Consider the following 16,557-nt stretch of genomic DNA (forward strand, 5'->3'; position numbering starts at 1 on the left):
CACAGTGTGCGGGTCATTCCGTCGCGTGGTGCGTGGCTGGAGTTCGATGTCGACAAGCGCGACACCGTCGGTGTGCGCATCGACCGCAAGCGCCGCCAACCGGTGACGGTCTTCCTCAAGGCGCTCGGCTGGAGCTCCGAGCAGATCACGCAGCGCTTCGGTTTCTCCGAGGTCATGATGTCGAGCTTGGAGAAGGATCACACGGTCGGCACCGACGACGCATTGCTCGATATCTATCGCAAGCTGCGGCCGGGTGAGCCGCCGACCAAGGAGTCCGCGCAAGCGCTGCTGGAGAATCTGTTCTTCAAGGAGAAGCGCTACGACCTGGCGCGCGTGGGTCGCTACAAGATGAACAAGAAGCTCGGCATCAGTACCACCACCGACCAGGTGCTGACCGAGGAGGATCTCATCGCGATCATCGAGTACCTGGTCCGGCTGCACGCGGGCGAAAAGACCATGACGGTACCCGGCGGTGTCGAAGTTCCGGTCGACGTCGATGACATCGACCACTTCGGTAACCGTCGCGTGCGCCGCGTGGGCGAGCTGATCCAGAACCAGATCCGAGTCGGCATGTCGCGGATGGAGCGCGTCGTCCGCGAGCGCATGACCACCCAGGACGTGGAGGCCATCACCCCGCAGACACTGATCAATATCCGTCCCGTGACCGCGTCGATCAGGGAGTTCTTCGGAACTTCGCAGCTGTCGGTGTTCATGGACCAGAACAACCCGCTGTCGGGCTTGACCAATAAGCGTCGGCTCTCGGCGCTGGGCCCTGGTGGTCTGTCGCGGGAACGTGCCAGCCTCGAACTGCGGGATGTGCACCATAGTCACTACGGCCGGATGTGTCCGATCGAGACCCCGGAGGGGCCGAATATCGGCCTGATCGGCTACCTGTCGGTGTACGCGCGGGTCAATCCGTTCGGCTTCATCGAGACGCCGTACCGCAAGGTGGTCGACGGCGTGGTCACCGATGAGGTCGTGTACCTCAGCGCGGACGAGGAAGAACGGTATGTGCGTGCGCAAGCCAATTCGCTGATCGACGCGGACGGGTATCTGGCGGAGGACAAGGTCTTGGCCCGCCGGTTCGGCGAGGAGGTCGAATCGGTTCCCCCCGACGAGGTCGACTACATGGATGTCTCGCCGCGCCAGATGGTGTCGGTCGCGACCGCGATGATTCCCTTCCTCGAGCATGACGACGCCAACCGTGCCCTCATGGGGGCGAACATGCAGCGCCAGGCCGTGCCGCTGATCCGCTCCGAGGCGCCGATTGTCGGTACCGGTATGGAGTTTCGTGCCGCTCTCGATTCGGGCGATGTGGTGGTCAATGCGAAGGCCGGTGTGGTCGAGGAGGTTTCGGGCGACTTCATTACCGTCATGGCAGACGATGGCACCCGCAAGAGCTACCGATTGCGCAAATTCGCCCGCTCGAACCAAGGCAATTGTGTCAATCAACGCCCGATCGTTGACGAGGGTCAGCGGGTCGAGTCCGGACAAGTCCTCGCTGATGGTCCGTGCACCGAGAACGGTGAGATGGCCCTGGGTAAGAACCTGCTCGTGGCGATCATGCCGTGGGAAGGGCACAACTACGAGGACGCGATCATCCTGTCGCAGCGCATCGTCGAACAGGATGTGCTCACTTCGATCCACATCGAAGAGCACGAAGTCGATGCCCGCGATACCAAACTCGGCGCCGAGGAGATCACCCGCGATATCCCGAATGTCTCCGACGAGGTCCTCGCCGATCTCGACGAGCGCGGCATCATTCGGGTCGGCGCGGAGGTGCGACATGGCGACATCCTGGTCGGCAAGGTCACCCCGAAGGGTGAGACCGAGCTGACCCCGGAAGAGCGGTTGCTGCGGGCGATCTTCGGTGAGAAGGCGCGCGAAGTGCGCGACACCTCGCTGAAGGTGCCGCACGGTCAATCGGGCAAAGTCATCGGTATTCGAGTGTTCTCGCGCGAGGACGACGATGATCTGCCGCCCGGGGTCAATGAACTTGTGCGCGTCTATGTGGCGCAGCAGCGCAAGATCCAGGACGGCGACAAGCTGGCCGGTCGCCACGGCAACAAGGGTGTCATCGGCAAGATCCTCCCGACCGAGGACATGCCGTTCATGCCCGACGGCACCCCGGTGGACATCATCCTGAACACCCACGGTGTGCCGCGTCGTATGAACATCGGCCAGATCTTGGAGACCCACCTCGGGTGGATCGGCAAGGCGGGCTGGAAGATCGAGGGCACACCCGCCTGGGCGAGTGCGCTGCCGGAGGATATGCGCGCCGTGCCCGCCGACAGCAATCTGGCCACCCCGGTGTTCGACGGTGCTCGTGAAGAGGAGCTGACCGGTCTGCTCGCCTCGACCCTGCCGAACCGTGACGGTGAGCGCATGGTCGATGACAACGGCAAGTCGACGCTGTTCGACGGACGTTCCGGTGAGCCCTTCCCGTACCCGGTGGCCGTCGGCTACATGTACATCCTGAAGCTGCACCACCTGGTCGACGACAAGATCCACGCCCGTTCGACCGGTCCGTACTCGATGATCACCCAGCAGCCGCTCGGTGGTAAGGCGCAGTTCGGTGGTCAGCGCTTCGGTGAGATGGAGTGCTGGGCCATGCAGGCCTACGGCGCCGCCTACACGCTGCAGGAACTGCTCACCATCAAATCCGACGATATCGCGGGCCGGGTCAAGGTGTACGAGGCGATCGTCAAGGGCGAGAACATTCCGGAGCCGGGCATTCCGGAGTCGTTCAAGGTGCTCCTCAAGGAGCTCCAGTCGCTGTGCCTCAACGTCGAGGTGCTGTCCTCCGACGGCGCCGCCATCGAAATGGGTGGCGTCGACGAGGACGATATCGATCGGACGGCGGCGAATCTGGGCATCAACCTGTCCCGCAACGAATCCGCCACCGTGGACGATCTACAGCTGTGACATCACCTGCGTCGCAATGAGTTCCAGGTGCGCCAGATCGTCGAGGTCGAGGATCTGGAGATAGAGACGGGTAGCGCCGATTTCAGCGTAGCGGGCGATCTTGTCGACGACCTCGGCAGGGGAGCCCGCGAGCCCGTTGGTCTTCAGTTCCTCGACCTCACGGCCGATGGCGGCGGCCCGGCGGGCCACCTCGGCATCGGAGGCGCCGACACAGGCCACCAGGGCATTGGAGTAGATCAGATCGTCGGGGCGGCGGCCGCGCGCCTGCGCGGCGGCGCGCACACGGTCGAATTGACGGGCGCTGTCCTCGAGCGAGCCGAAAGGCATATTGAATTCGGTCGCGTAGGTGGCGGCCAGGCGCGGGGTGCGCGTCGCACCGTGCCCGCCGATCAACAGCGGCACCGGATCCTGCACCGGCTTCGGCAGTGCGGGGGAGTCCGTAATCGCGTAATGCGCGCCTTCGAAGTTGAACTTATCGCCGAGCTTGGTCGCCCACAGGCCGGTGATGATCGCCAGCTGCTCCTCGAATCTGGTGAACTTGTCCTGCGGGAACGGGATTCCATAGGCGGCATGTTCCTCGGCGAACCAGCCACTGCCCAGTCCGAACTCGACCCGGCCGCCGGACATCTGGTCCACCTGGGCGACCTGGATGGCCAGCGGTCCGGGCAGTCGGAAGGTGGCGGCTGTCACGAGGGTGCCGAGCCGGATGCGCTTGGTCTCCCTGGCCAGCCCGGCCAGCGTGATCCAGGCGTCGGTCGGGCCGGGCAGGCCATCGCTGCCGCCCATGGCCAGATAGTGGTCGGAGCGGAAGAACGCGTCGAAACCCAGGTCCTCGGTGGCTTTGGCGACGGTGAGCAGGGTGTCGTAGCTCGCACCCTGCTGCGGTTCGGTGAAGATGCGTAGATCCATGCCGACCATGGTGCCCGAAATTGGTCTCGTGGGTCGGCTCGGATTCGCCGCCGCTTATCATTGGCCGGTGGTTGGCGCGGTCGAATCGGAATCCGATCTACGCAGGGGTGTTTCGCCGAGATCGGTATTCGCCCAACGTCTGATGAGTCTGTTCGAGGCCGCGGGCAATCCTAAATTGCGGCAGGTGGCCACCGCCGCCGAGGCGCGGATGAAGGCCACCCGCGGACCGGCCAAGGGCGGTACCGCATCGTTGCAGCGGATCAGCGACTGGCGCTCGGGCCGTAATGTCCCGGCGCAATTCGAGACGCTGCTGCCGATTCTGCTGACCTTGCTCGATCTGGCCAAGAAGTCGGCCGCGCCCGTACAGCGCGAACTGGTGGATCTACCGGAGTGGCGGCGGCTGTGGCAGGCGGCCGTCACCTGGAAACCCGAAAACGATCCGGCCACCGGCGTATGCCCCTATCGCGGGCTGAGGTCGTATCAATCCGACGACGTGGCATGGTTTTTCGGCCGCAGCCGCGCCACCACCGATTTCACCGAGCTGGTGCTGAGCACGCTCGATGCGGCCGGGGGCGGCATGGTCGCCCTGGTAGGCGCGTCGGGTGCGGGTAAATCCTCGCTGCTGCACGCGGGTTTGATCCCGGCGGTCCGGAAGATCGAAAAGGATTGGCAGATAACGACTGTCACTCCCGGCGCGCAACCGCGGACAGCGCTCGCCGAAGCCGTCGGCGATGACTGGGCTATCGGCAAATACGGCTTGTTGATCGTCGATCAGTTCGAGGAATTGTTCACCGCCTGCCAAGACGAGCAGGAGCGCGAGGATTTCCTCACCGCGCTTGCCTACGTCGCTGCGGCGCACGAAAAGCGTTGGGCAACAGTAGTATTGGCCGTCCGCGCCGACTTCTACGCACCCTGCCTCGACTATCCGATCCTCGAAGACGTACTGAACAACCGAGGCTATGTACTCGGCCCGATGCGGCGGAGCGAACTGTCCGAGGCCATTACCGGACCGGCCTCGGCGGCGGGACTCGAACTAGAAGCAGGCTTGGTCGAACTGGTGGTCACCGAACTCTGTGGCCTCGGCGATCATCAGAACCGGCGCAGCTACGATCCCGGCGCACTGCCGCTGCTCTCCCACGTCATGGCTGCGACCTGGGAGCATCGGGAACGACTACGCCTGACTGTTGCCGGTTATCGCAAGGCGGGCGGGGTTACGGGTTCGGTCGCGGCGACGGCCGAACAGGCCTGGGACGAACTGACCGTCACCCAGCGGATCGAGGCAGAACCGCTGTTGCTGAGCCTTGTCAGCGTCGGTCCGGACGGTCACGACACCAGGCGTCGCGCCGCCCGCGCCGAATTGGTCAGTCGGGCAGTGGATTCCGAGGCCGCCGATGCGGTGCTGGAAACACTGGTTCGTGCCAGGCTGGTTACTTCCGATGCCGACAGCGCCTACTTCACCCACGAAATCGTGCTGCGCGCCTGGCCCCGACTGCGGGCCTGGATCGAGGAGGATCGCGTCGGATATCTGGTGCGCCAACGGCTGGAAGCCGATGCGGCGGACTGGTCCTCATCCGGCAATGATCCAGCCCTGCTCTACCGCGGCACCCGGCTGGCGAGCGCGAAAGAAGCCGCAGACCGGCATCCGGCCACCGACTCCGTGACCGAATTCCTCACCGCGGCACAGGCTTCCCGAACCAAGTCGCGACGCTGGGCCGCCGCGACCCGTGCGGTGCTCGCCCTGCTCGGCGTTGGTGTGCTCGTCCTCGGCATCGCCGCCTACGGCCAAGTCCGGTTGAAGGACGAACAGCGTGACAATGCCCTGCTCTCGGCGGTGCTCGCCGAATCCGAGAGTCTGCGCACCACCGACCCCACCCTGTCAGCCCAACTCGCTCTGGTCGCCCATCGCCTCGAGCCCGATGATCCGGACGTGAATTCGCGACTGCTGAGCACCCAGAATCTGCCGCTGGCCACTCCGCTGTCCGGCCATATCGGCGCGGTCGACCAGGTCGCATACCAACCGGGCGGAGCGCTGCTCGCCTCGGCGGGCGAGGACCACACGGTCCGGCTGTGGGATCTCATCGATCGCGCGCGTCCACAGCCCATCGGCATGCCATTGACCTGTGACGCCCCGGCGACCTCGATTTCGTTCAGCCCCGATGGGAAGCTCCTTGCGGCGGCCTGCGGCAAGGCATTGCGGCTGTGGAATGTCGAAGATCCGCGACATCCGGCCCCGGCGGCGGTCCCGATCGCCGGTGATGTGTTCCGGGTGGCCTTCAGCCCGAACGGGCGGGTGCTCGCCGCTGCCGATAACAATCGCACCGTCACGTTGTGGAATCTGCAGAACCCCGCGTCACCGACGAAAATCGCTGCACCGCTGCCGGTTCCGCAGCAGATTCGATCGATATCATTCCATCCCAAGGGATCCTGGCTCGCCGTCGCCTACGACGATGCGATCCAACTCTGGACCATCGGCGATACCCCGACAGTGCTGGGCGCGCCGATCCCGATTCCAGCGCGGCCGGTGCGGGCGGTGGCGGTCGGCCCGGACGGTGTGACCCTCGCGGTAGGCAGCGGCGGCGATTCGCCGTGGGCGGAGAATACCGGCGATGCCACCGTCGGAGTATGGGATATCGCCGATCCGGTCCGGCCGGTCTTCCGCGGTTCGATGCTCGCGGCCGCCAGCTCGGCGGTGCGCTCGCTCGCGTTCAGCCCGGACGGCGACGCCCTTGCCGCAGGCAACCGCAATGGCGTCACGGTGTGGAATATCGCCGACCGCGCCAATCCGCGGCCGCTCGGCGAACCGCTGTTGGCATCGTCGTCACCGTGTCCTGAGGTCAGCACCATGCTGGTCTGTCAGGACGCGCAGAACTCGCTGGCCTTCGGTCCGGACGGCCATACCGTCGCGGCCGCGGGCGCGCTCGGCGTGATCCGGCTCTGGTCGCTGGCACCCGCCGTGCTCCCCGGGCGGCTCGGGTGGTTACCTGTGCCGCCCGCGTTCAGCACCGAGGGCACGATGGTGACCGGCGCGATCAACGGTCGGGTCGCGCTCTGGGATGTGCGTGATCGCGCCGACCTGCGCAAACTAGCCGACCTCGGACCCGGTCCCACCGAGCTGTACGCGGCGGGAGCCGCGCTGAGCCGAGACGGGCACTCGGCCGCCTCGACAGTCGGATCGCCGCCGCGTGTGCTCCTGCACGATGTCAGCGATCCCGCGCATGCGCGCACGATCGCGGAACTGCCCGGGATCTTCGCCGCCATGTTCAGTCCGGGCGGTCGATATTTGTGGACTATCGCCGACGATGCGGCCTGGTCGTTCCAGGTATGGGATCTGGTCGACCGGGCGCATCCGGTCCCGCTCGGTCGCCGGATGCCATTGGCCACCGGCAGCGGCGCATTCGCCATGTACAGCATCGGCGATGAGCTGATGGCGACCATGTCTTTGGATCGGACCGATACCGGCCAGGATCGATACGTCATTCGACTCTGGGATCTGTCGAATCCGGCCGCACCCCATGTGCTGAGCGAGATTCCGAGCGAGCCGACCAAACCGTTCGGCTGGATCGGTATCACGCCGGACAACACGACGCTGGTCAGTCTCGCGGCCGACACCCTGCAAGCCTGGGACATCTCCGATCCCGCCGCGGTGCGCGAACTGGGCGAGCCGATCGCGACGCACGGTTTGAATATCCTGTCCGTCGACTTCAGTCCCGACAGCGCGACGATGGCGACCTCGAGCGCGGATTCGACCGTGCGGATCTGGGATTTCCGCGACCGCGCGCATCCGAAACCGCTCGGGCATTCGATCACCGTGCCGAGCACGACGAGCTGGCAGCTGGCCTTCGATCCGGCGGGGCGGTATCTGGTCGGCACCGGCAACGGCGTGCTGAGCATGTGGGATCTGGATCCGCAACACGCCGTCGCGCGCATCTGCGATGTCGGTCGCGCGGTATTGACCCGCGAGGTGTGGCAGGCGCATCTGCCGCGGATGGCCTATCGTCCGCCCTGTTGATCGGAGGGGCTGGGAGACGGCGCGGTGGGTGAATACAGTGCGCAGAAGGCTCGTGTGGCGGCATCGTCGAGAAACCGTGCGGCAGCGGCGTTGTCGGCGAGATAGTGGAATTCGTTGCCGGTGAGCAGCACGATGCGGCTGCCATCCGGGCTGGCGACGAGCCGATTGTCGTAGCCGAGCGTCCGGCCGAGGTAGGTCCAGACCGGACCGCATGGCGCCTGCGCGTGAAGGACGCCGAGTCCGTAACCGTTGCCCGCGTCGGGTGTCGGCACGGTGGCGGTGAGCTGGGTCTGTTGCGCGGGTGGCAGCAGCTGCCCGGAGAACAGGGCGTGGGTGAAGGTGGCGAAGTCGTCCAGCGTGGAGATCATCGCGCCCGCCGCGCCGTAGATCTGTGGATCCGCGACCGAGATATCGCGTTGCCAGGTGTAGCCGTGCAGCCAGTTGCCGTGCGGATTCGGGTCCGTGACCGGATAGGTGGTATCGCGCAGCTGTAGTGGTTCGATGATGCGTTCGCGCACTTCGTCGGCCGTATGACGGCCGCTCACGGCGGTGATCACCATGCTCGCGAGGACATAGTTGGTATTGGCATAGGCGAACCCCACGCCGGGCGCTGCGATCCGACCTCGCTGCAGCGCGATATCGACCTCCGCCTGTGGCGACCACGCAGGCCATCTTTCGACCCCGGCGATATAGGGCAGCGAGATCCTTGGATCGTCGGTGTACTCCGGCAGGCCGGAGGTGTGGTTGAGCAACTGGCGGATGGTGATACCGGCACTGTCGGGCACCACGCCGGGAATCCAGTGCTCGATGGGGTCGTCGAGGGACAGTCGATGTTCGGCTTCCAATTGCAGCAGGACCACGGCGACGAACGCCTTCGTAAAGCTGCCGATGCGCAACCGTGCCTTCGGGTCGGCGGGAGTGCGGGTGGACAACTCGCCGTAGCCCGCGTGCACGTAGCGCGTGTCGGACCCAGTGCGGACCAGTCCGATGACGCCCGGATAACCCCTCGCGACACCGGCGTCGGCACCCGCCTGCAAGATGTCGATCGGCTCTTCGGCCCGCGCGATGCCGGGCATTGCCAACACAGCGAGCACAGCGGCGACCATCCCCCTGATGGCAGTCATTCCCCTCCTGCGGCATGCGCGGTGTTTCGAGGCATCAAATTACCGCAACCGCTGCGACATACCGGCATTCCGGTCCGGAATTCCGTTGCGTGGCCGTGAACTGCACAGATGCGCCACTCGGCAAGCCGATCAGTGGCTGCGTGTTCGCGCCGCTGCGTAACGTCCGGTCGGCGAGCGGGAACAGGAATCAGGCCGGCCGGACCATGTGGAGGGGAGTTCGGCGGGTCGACTCCTGTTCCCGCGGCCGTCGGCGATCGGAAACGGAGGGGAATCTCGAGCATGTCCAGTACCGCCTACCTCACCATCCCCTCCGGTCGATATCGGCTAGCGGGTATGCGAACCCGGCTGTGCGCGCGGCTCATCGATACCGTCGTCGTCGGCATACCGATCGGCATTGTCGCCGCCGTCGTGACCGCGAGCACGGACTCGTCGAGCGAATTCCCCGCCGATACCGATTCCGGATTCGGCGCGGGGACCGTGCTGCTGGTCGTCGCAGTCGGCTTGCTCGCGGGCCTCGCCTACGAAGTCGGCTTGACCGCGACCCAGGGTGCGACCTTCGGGAAGAAGGTGCTCGGCATTCGCGTCGTGCGGATCGACACCGCCGCCGCGCCGGGCGAAGGTATCGGCGCGGCGGCGGCATTGATCCGCTGGGCGACTCTCGTGCTGCCGAGCGTTCTATGCGGTGTCTGGGGCGTTGTTTGTGCGGTGTCGCCGTATTTCGATCATGTCGCTCGGCAGGGCTGGCATGACAAGGTTGCCGAGACCTTCGTCCTCGCAACGTCGTAGCGCGGGCTACCGATAGGGTCGGCCTGTGAGTGGAGGTCGCATGACAGATCGGCCGATTGTCGTCGTAATGGGCGTCTCCGGATGTGGAAAGTCCACCGTCGGTGCGCTGCTTGCCGAGACGCTGCGGGTCGAATACGCCGAGGGTGACGACTTCCATCCGGCTTCGAATATCGAGAAGATGGCGGCCGGTGTGCCACTGACCGATGACGATCGCACCCCGTGGCTCGATATCGTGGCGGCGTGGCTGGGGGAGCGGCGCGAGCGCGGCGGTGTTGTCAGTTGCTCGGCACTCAAGCGAAGCTACCGCGATCGGTTGCGTGCGGCCGCACCCGAGGCGTTCTTCGTGCATCTGTCCGCCTCGCGCGCGGAACTGGCTCGCCGAATGGAGACTCGCCGTGGCCATTTCATGCCGGCGACATTGCTCGATTCGCAACTGGCGGCCTTGCAGCCCTTGGCTTCGGATGAATTCGGCATCACCGTGGATGCGACCCAGGATCCCGCCGAACTGGTTCGCGAGGCGATAAACGCCTGGCAGTCGAGCTGACTCAGGTATGCGTGCGTCGACGCACGACCCGGGTCGCCAGCCAGGCCACGCCGAGAATGAGCAGCGGGGTGAGCAGCAGTAGCGGTACGGTCGCCGCACCCGCGAACGGATGCAACCAGCCCGCGACGGTATCGCATATCGCGTGGATCAGGGCACGAGCCAACTCCGCCACTGGCGAGTGCTCGTCCGGTCCGGTGCTGGCGTGGTCCGGCCATCGATTCACGGCCAACACCCTACGACATCGCAACGGTATATCCGGTAGAGCCTCGGCCGGACACTCAGCAATCTCACAGCTGCGGATCTGGCATGGTGGAGGTATGACACGTCGTCCGCTACCGGTTCGCAGCATCGTGGTGTTGACCACGATGGTCTGCGCCATAACCGGCAGCGTGCTCGGGCGCGGCGGCCTCACCGCGATCGATCAGCCGGGGACCGACTGGGTGGTCCAGCGGCGTGACGGGCTGCTGACGCCTGTTGCCATCGGGGTCAGCGACTTGGGCGGCACGCTGGCGATGACCGCGGTGGCGGTGGTTCTGTGTGTCGTGCTGGCCTGGCGCCGGCGGTGGCCGGAGGTGGTGTTGGCCGGTGTCGCGACGGTGGGCGCGGGTGTGCTCGTCGTGGTCGGCAAAAATCTCGTCGGGCGTACTCGCCCACCTGAGGCGGATCGTCTCATCACCGAGACCAATCAGGCGTTTCCGTCCGGGCACAGTCTCGGGTCGATCGTGGTGATCGGACTCCTTGCCGCGGTGATGCTTTCGCGCTCGCACCGTCCGGCCCTCCGCCGCATCGGCGTGACCGTCGCGGCCGTATTCGTTGTGGCCGTTGGCCTTTCCCGCTGGTATCTGGGCGTGCACTGGCCGACCGATGTGCTCGGCGGTTGGAGTATCGGTGCGCTGTGGCTCGTGCTGTGTCTGGCGGCGTACCGGACCTATCTGGTGGGCAGGGCAGGTGTGGTGCACTCCGCGCCGGAGACGTTGGGAATGCAGACACCCGCGGCCTCGGACAGCAGCAGCGCCCCGCCGACCAGCGCCGCTACCGCGATCGCGCCGAAGACCAAGACCCACAGCAGCGCGGGGATGTGGGTGAGCCGGGCGAGCTGATCGGCATCGGAATCCGTGCCCTGCGGCATACTCCAGCGACGAACCCGCCCGCGCTGCAGTTCGATCACCGGCCGGGTTCCCGCGAGCAGTAGGAACCACGCGCCGAGATATGCGAAACCGGCCTGCACCGTATCGGTTCCGAACCAGGACACCGCGAAGACGATGGCGCCCAAGCCGAACACCGTCAGCAGTCCGTAGACATTGCGCACCTTGATCAGGACGGCCGCGAGCAGGGCGATCGCGGTCCAGAGCATCAGGGTGATGCGGTTGGCGCCCAGCAGTGCGGCGAAGCCGAGGCCAAGCAGCGGTGGCGAGGGATAGCCCGCCATCGCGGTCAAAATCATGCCGAGGCCGTAAGGTTTTCCGCTCGATACGGTCAGGCCGGAGGTGTCGGAGTGCAGTGTGATGCTGTTGAGCCTGCGGCCGGTGAGCAGCGCGGTGAGCGCATGGCCGCCTTCGTGCGCGATGGTGACCACATTGCGGGTGAGCCGCCACAGCGGGCTGTATCCGACCAGAATCAGGGCCGCGACTGCTGTCGCGATGACCAACCACCATGGTGGCACCGCCTGGGTTGTGGTGAGCCGGTCCGCGATGGAGACGCCGCGGTCGACGAATTCCGCTGTTTGCACCGCCGCACCTTATCCGGCCGCGGCGAGCTTCGCTGAGTCGTCGCGAGCCGATCAGGTGGTGACGAGTTCTCCGAGATCCGCCGATTTGTGGGCGGCCTCGAGCAATCGCAGGGTCGTGACGGCGTCGCGTGGGTCGACGGGAGCGGGTGCGTCGTCGAGGAGTGCGGCGGCCATGGCGTCGTAGAACGCGGGATAGTTGCCCGATATGGTGGGGACCGGTTCGAGGCTGGGTTCCGCGCCCAGTACCCCCCACCGTTCGGGTTCGACTGTGCCCCAAGGCCCATCGCCAGGGCGACGGCCCGAACGCAGTGCCTCCTCCTGTGGATCCAATCCGTAAGTCAGGTAACCGGCTTCGGAACCGAGCACCCGAAAACGTGGTCCCAGCTGCGGAGTTACCGCGCTCATCCAGAGGTGCGATCGCACGCCCGAGGTATGCGTGAGTGCGACGAAGGCGTCGTCATCGGTCTGGATATTCGGCCGTCGCCGGTCCAGTTCGCCGTACACCGTGCGCACCGGGCCGAACAGCGTCACCGCCTGATCGATCAGGTGACTGCCCAGGTCGAACAGTAGTCCCGCGCCCTCTTCGGCGGAACCGACCTCGCGCCAGCCACCCTTCGGCACCGGACGCCACCGCTCGAATCGGGACTCGAAACGGCGCACGGCACCGAGCCGCCCATCCGCGATCAGTTTCCGCACGGTCAGGAAATCACCGTCCCAACGCCTATTCTGGAATACCGACAGCACCAGCCCGGCGCGCGCGGCTCGCGCGATCAGATCCTCGCCGTCGGCGGCACTCACCGCGAACGGCTTGTCGACGACCACCGGCAGCCCGGCGTCCAGTGCCTGCCGCGCCAGCAGCGCATGTGTTTGATTCGGCGTCGCGATGACCACGAGATCGAGGCCCGAGATATCGGCGAACAATTCCTCCGCACTCGCCAGCACCCGCACCCCTGGATGCTCGCGCCGCGCCTGCTCCGCCCGCTCCGATGACCGTGTGACCACCGTCGCCACCCGCATCCTCGGTTGCGCGGCGATCAGCGGCGCATGGAATACCGACCCGGCCAATCCGTACCCGACTATGGCGACCTGCAGGCTCATCGTTCCGACGCTACCGGACCTCTTGCGGCGCAACGTTTGGGATATAGCGATCTCATATCCGACCCAGCCAGAGGTGCGCTACGGCTGCTGATGCTCGGGGCGATCGCGCTCGGCGAACAAGTACTCTCGGACGGAATGTGGGTCGTGATGATCGCGGGTGCCGCGCGGGCGTGGTTCGTCCCACCGCGCCGACTCGAATCCGTCGGCGCTACCGGTGGATTGATGAGCGTCGGCGTCGGTGCGGGTGTGGCGGTCAGCGGCAGCGACTGAGGATTACGCGTGGTTGGTGGTATTCCAGAAGCCGATCCAGAGTGCGCCCCACCAGCAAGCCTGGGAGATGAGCAGGGTCAGCGCGCCGCGGATGCTCAGTGGTCGGTCGAGGACGCCGCCGCGGGCCGCGACCCGGTCGGTGAAGGCGGATGCTTGCAGGCCGTTCAGGGTCAGGGCGACTACCAGCGCCATTTTGGTCTGGGTGGTGTGGTTGGCGATATTCGGTTCGAGGAGTACGCCGCTGGCGACCAGACCGATGACGCCGAGCCAGATGGGCAGTTGGAGGCGATCTGCGACGGTCAGCATTTCGCGCAGCGGGGTGCGACGCAAGACCCAGGCGACGGCGAAATAATCCACCGCCAACACCGCCCCGAAGCCGAGGACCAGCGATGCCAGGTGGATGAGCAGTGCCGCATGATGCAGCGCTGGCGTGCAGTGCAATTGGGTCGACAACCAGATCGCCGTCACGAGCGCGGCGCAGGTGGCAACCGTCCGGATCGCGAAACCGCGCCGGGTATGTCCCTCGCCTACCAGCGCCGTCATCGGCGCCGCCCCAAGTCATGGCCATGCATTTGTCGATCCTCACTCACCCACAACTCACCCAACCTGGTTAAGGTTAGGCACGCCTAATGCTAGTGTCTCTGATTTCCATCCAGATCGACAGGGGCATTCAGCGACGCGGTGCGGCGGTGTACTCCTGTTCGGGACGGCCGGTGGTGCCGTAGCGCAGACGCATGTGGACGGTGCCCGCGGCGACCAGGGCGGCGAGGTAGCGCTGGGCGGTCGCGCGGGAGATGCCGATGGCGGTAGCCACCTCGGCGGCGGACAAGGGTGCGGCGGCCTCGAGGATGGTGTGCAGGACAAGATCTTTGGTGGGGGAGGCGATGACGGTCGCCGCAGCGGCGGGCGACGAGGTGGGGCGCAGCGCTTGGAGTGCGGCCTCGATGGCAGCGTTATCGATCTGAGGTGTTGCGAGGGTGCGCCGGTAGCGGGCATATCCGGCAAGGCGGGCCGCGAGCATGGTGTGTGGGAAGGGCTTCACCAAGTATGCGAGTGCGCCAGCGGCGAATGCGGCTCGGACGGTGGCACTTTCGGTGGCCGCAGTCAATATCATGGCGTCGCAGTGCAATTCGCGCACGAGATCGATGCCCGAACCATCGGGCAGGTACACGTCGACCAGCGCCAGATCGACCTCGTTGGCGGCGTCGAGTTCTCGCGCGCCAGCCAGGGTATTCGCGGTGCCAGCGACGGCGAAACCCGCGATGGATTCGACGATTCCGGCGTGCAGATTGGCCACGCGGAAATCGTCATCCACGACCAGCACGGTCAGATCTGTTGCGGCCATGGCATTTCGCTGTCTACGAGTACTCCGGGGATTCGGGCAATGAATTCGGCACCGGCGAGCGGCGGTGCACCGCCACGCGCACTGGCGAGCCGGACATCGCCGCCGTGCGCGCGGGCGATCTGGCGGATCAGCGCGAGACCGACACCGCGCCCGCCCGGAACGCCATGATCCTCGCGGGTCGAGGTGCCCTCGGTGAACAGGGTGTCGATCATTTCGGGCGCGACACCGTCACCGCTGTCCGCGACCGCGATGTGCAACGTCGAATCCTCCTGCACCAGCTCGACTTCCACCTGTTTGACGGAATGGTCGGCGATGCGTGCCGCCTCGATCGCGTTGTCGAGCAAATTGCCCAGCACGGTGGTGACATCGACGGGCTCGGCGAGGTTGCCGTCCACCCAAGTATTCGGGCCGAGGACGAGTTCGACGCCGCTCTCGCGCGAATGCGCCGCCTTGGCGGCGAGGAAGGCCTGCAGATAGGCGTCGTGGATCGCATCGATGCCGGGTGTTGCCGCGCCGAGCGGTCCCGCACCGATCAGCTCATCGATGACATGTGACGCCTCTTCCGTGCGGCCGCTGTGCAGCAGCCCGCTGAGCAGGTGCATCTTGTTGGAGAACTCGTGGCGCTGGGCGCGAAGTACGGTGCTCATCGATTGCACGGCGTCGAGTTGGCGGGTCAACGCCTCGACATCGGTGCGATCGCGCACGGTGAGCACGGCACCGAGATCGCGTCCGTCACGTGTGACCGGCCGAGCCGCGACCACCACGATATGCGAGCCGATGGTGGCCGGCGTCGGTTGTTCGTCGAGCGCGTGGAATACCTCCAGCACCCGTGGCGTCAAACCGATCTCGTCGACCGGCCTGCCGATCTCGGCGCTGATTCCGAGCAGCCGCCGTGCCTCGTCATTGACAAACGTCGTGCGCCAAGCCGAGTCGACGGCCAGCACGCCGCGACCGATGCCGTGCAGCACCGCCGCCTGCCCTTGGACCAGTTCGGCCAGTTCGGCAGGTTCGAGTCCGAGCGTCAACCCGCGCCAGCGCCGCGCCAGCAATGCCGAACCCGCGATGCCGATCAGGAGCGCGGCGGCGATGAACAGCGCCGCGGTGCGCAGATCGGAGAGCAGTTGCCCGCGAATCGCGGTGGTCGAGATACCGACGCTCACCGCACCGACAATGCGATCCGAATCATTTTCCAGCACAGGAACTTTCGCACGTACCGATGGCCCGAGCGTGCCGCGTTCCTTGACGATCACCTCCCGGCCCGCCAGCGCTTCCGACGGATCCGTGCTCACATGTTCGGTCAGTCGCGCCTCGTCCGGATGCGCCAACCGGATCCCGGCATCGTCGGTGATCACCACGAACAGCGCGCCGGTGCGCTGCGTTGTATCGATCGCGATCCGCTCCAGCGGTCCCGCGGTGAGCTGCGCCCGCAGCTCGGGCGTCACCGTGCCCGGGGCATACCGTGCGACCTCCTCGCGTACCACCGGTTCGGCCGCGATGCTGCGCGCGATGGCCAGCGCACGCTGCCCGTACTGATCGTTGAGCCGTTGGCCGCTGACGTAGCCGAATACCGCGAAGGCGGCGCCGAGGGTCACCGAGACGATCACGATCTGCAGCAGCAGCACCTGGGTGCGCAACCGGAAGTGTCCGGTCGCGTGCCGTCGTGCTCTGCCGTCGCTGGCCATTTCCGCAGCATAAACCACGCGGACCGAGGTGAGCAGAATGCGCACAACCTTCGAATCGCCTCGTTTGCACCGGTTGTGCGCACAAGCCTCGAAGTGTGACCCGGCCCACGTAGGTTCGCTCTACCTGATCGGCTAG

General features: G+C 66.0%; 13 protein-coding genes and 1 pseudogene. 6 read left to right on the forward strand and 8 right to left on the reverse strand.

From position 1 onward, the window contains the following. Positions 1-2,925 (forward strand): DNA-directed RNA polymerase subunit beta (locus ACIBG0_RS35815; RefSeq protein WP_397038899.1); only part of this gene is annotated, 2,925 nt, incomplete at its 5' end. Here ACIBG0_RS35815 and ACIBG0_RS35820 read toward each other — a convergent pair. Next, positions 2,914-3,834 (reverse strand): LLM class F420-dependent oxidoreductase, encoded by a 921-nt coding sequence (locus ACIBG0_RS35820; RefSeq protein WP_397038900.1) that lies wholly within the window; start codon positions 3,832-3,834, stop codon positions 2,914-2,916. The two genes, ACIBG0_RS35815 and ACIBG0_RS35820, sit on opposite strands and share 12 nt — an antisense overlap. 67 nt (positions 3,835-3,901) lie before the next feature. On the opposite strand from ACIBG0_RS35820, the gene ACIBG0_RS35825 reads away from it, so the two are divergent. Next, entirely contained in the window at positions 3,902-7,843 is a 3,942-nt protein-coding gene (locus ACIBG0_RS35825) for a hypothetical protein (protein ID WP_397038901.1), read from the forward strand. Here ACIBG0_RS35825 and ACIBG0_RS35830 read toward each other — a convergent pair. Beyond that, positions 7,825-8,967, reverse strand: coding sequence for a serine hydrolase domain-containing protein (locus ACIBG0_RS35830; RefSeq protein ID WP_397038902.1), 1,143 nt, complete (start codon positions 8,965-8,967; stop codon positions 7,825-7,827). The two genes, ACIBG0_RS35825 and ACIBG0_RS35830, sit on opposite strands and share 19 nt — an antisense overlap. Before the next feature lie 279 nt (positions 8,968-9,246). On the opposite strand from ACIBG0_RS35830, the gene ACIBG0_RS35835 reads away from it, so the two are divergent. Further along, on the forward strand, positions 9,247-9,753 hold the full coding sequence (locus ACIBG0_RS35835) for an RDD family protein (RefSeq protein ID WP_397038904.1): 507 nt from the start codon (positions 9,247-9,249) through the stop codon (positions 9,751-9,753). 40 nt (positions 9,754-9,793) lie between these two features. After that, on the forward strand, positions 9,794-10,297 hold the full coding sequence (locus tag ACIBG0_RS35840; protein ID WP_397038906.1) for a gluconokinase: 504 nt from the start codon (positions 9,794-9,796) through the stop codon (positions 10,295-10,297). Between the two features lies 1 nt (position 10,298). On the opposite strand, the gene ACIBG0_RS35845 is transcribed toward ACIBG0_RS35840, so the two are convergent. Continuing rightward, positions 10,299-10,520: a hypothetical protein gene (locus ACIBG0_RS35845; protein WP_397038908.1), complete on the reverse strand. Its 222-nt coding sequence runs from the start codon at positions 10,518-10,520 to the stop codon at positions 10,299-10,301. A gap of 289 nt (positions 10,521-10,809) precedes the next feature. Here ACIBG0_RS35845 and ACIBG0_RS35850 point away from each other — a divergent pair. Continuing rightward, positions 10,810-11,211: pseudogene (locus ACIBG0_RS35850) on the forward strand (phosphatase PAP2 family protein); the annotation flags it as partial. Positions 11,212-11,225: 14 nt separating this feature from the next. Here the strand turns inward: ACIBG0_RS35850 and ACIBG0_RS35855 are convergent. Then, on the reverse strand, positions 11,226-12,026 hold the full coding sequence (locus ACIBG0_RS35855) for a M50 family metallopeptidase (RefSeq protein ID WP_397038910.1): 801 nt from the start codon (positions 12,024-12,026) through the stop codon (positions 11,226-11,228). Between the two features lie 51 nt (positions 12,027-12,077). Next, positions 12,078-13,124 (reverse strand): Gfo/Idh/MocA family oxidoreductase, encoded by a 1,047-nt coding sequence (locus tag ACIBG0_RS35860; protein ID WP_397038913.1) that lies wholly within the window; start codon positions 13,122-13,124, stop codon positions 12,078-12,080. Between the two features lie 90 nt (positions 13,125-13,214). Here ACIBG0_RS35860 and ACIBG0_RS35865 point away from each other — a divergent pair, with 90 nt between their 5' ends. After that, positions 13,215-13,394 carry a hypothetical protein gene (locus tag ACIBG0_RS35865; protein ID WP_397038914.1) on the forward strand — a complete coding sequence of 60 codons (180 nt, stop codon included), beginning with the start codon at positions 13,215-13,217 and terminating at the stop codon, positions 13,392-13,394. A gap of 3 nt (positions 13,395-13,397) precedes the next feature. Here the strand turns inward: ACIBG0_RS35865 and ACIBG0_RS35870 are convergent, their stop codons facing one another. From ACIBG0_RS35870 to ACIBG0_RS35880, 3 genes are all read right to left on the reverse strand, one after another. Continuing rightward, positions 13,398-13,937, reverse strand: a complete 540-nt coding sequence (locus tag ACIBG0_RS35870; protein WP_397038916.1) for a hypothetical protein — start codon at positions 13,935-13,937, stop codon at positions 13,398-13,400. A 127-nt stretch (positions 13,938-14,064) separates the two neighbouring features. Next, positions 14,065-14,739: a response regulator gene (locus ACIBG0_RS35875; RefSeq protein ID WP_397038917.1), complete on the reverse strand. Its 675-nt coding sequence runs from the start codon at positions 14,737-14,739 to the stop codon at positions 14,065-14,067. Further along, positions 14,721-16,421 (reverse strand): ATP-binding protein, encoded by a 1,701-nt coding sequence (locus ACIBG0_RS35880; RefSeq protein WP_397038919.1) that lies wholly within the window; start codon positions 16,419-16,421, stop codon positions 14,721-14,723. The genes ACIBG0_RS35875 and ACIBG0_RS35880 overlap by 19 nt, the downstream gene beginning before the upstream one ends. Between the last annotated feature and the right edge of the window lie 136 nt (positions 16,422-16,557).

Source organism: Nocardia sp. NPDC050630 (genome assembly GCF_044457245.1).
GTDB lineage: Bacteria > Actinomycetota > Actinomycetes > Mycobacteriales > Mycobacteriaceae > Nocardia.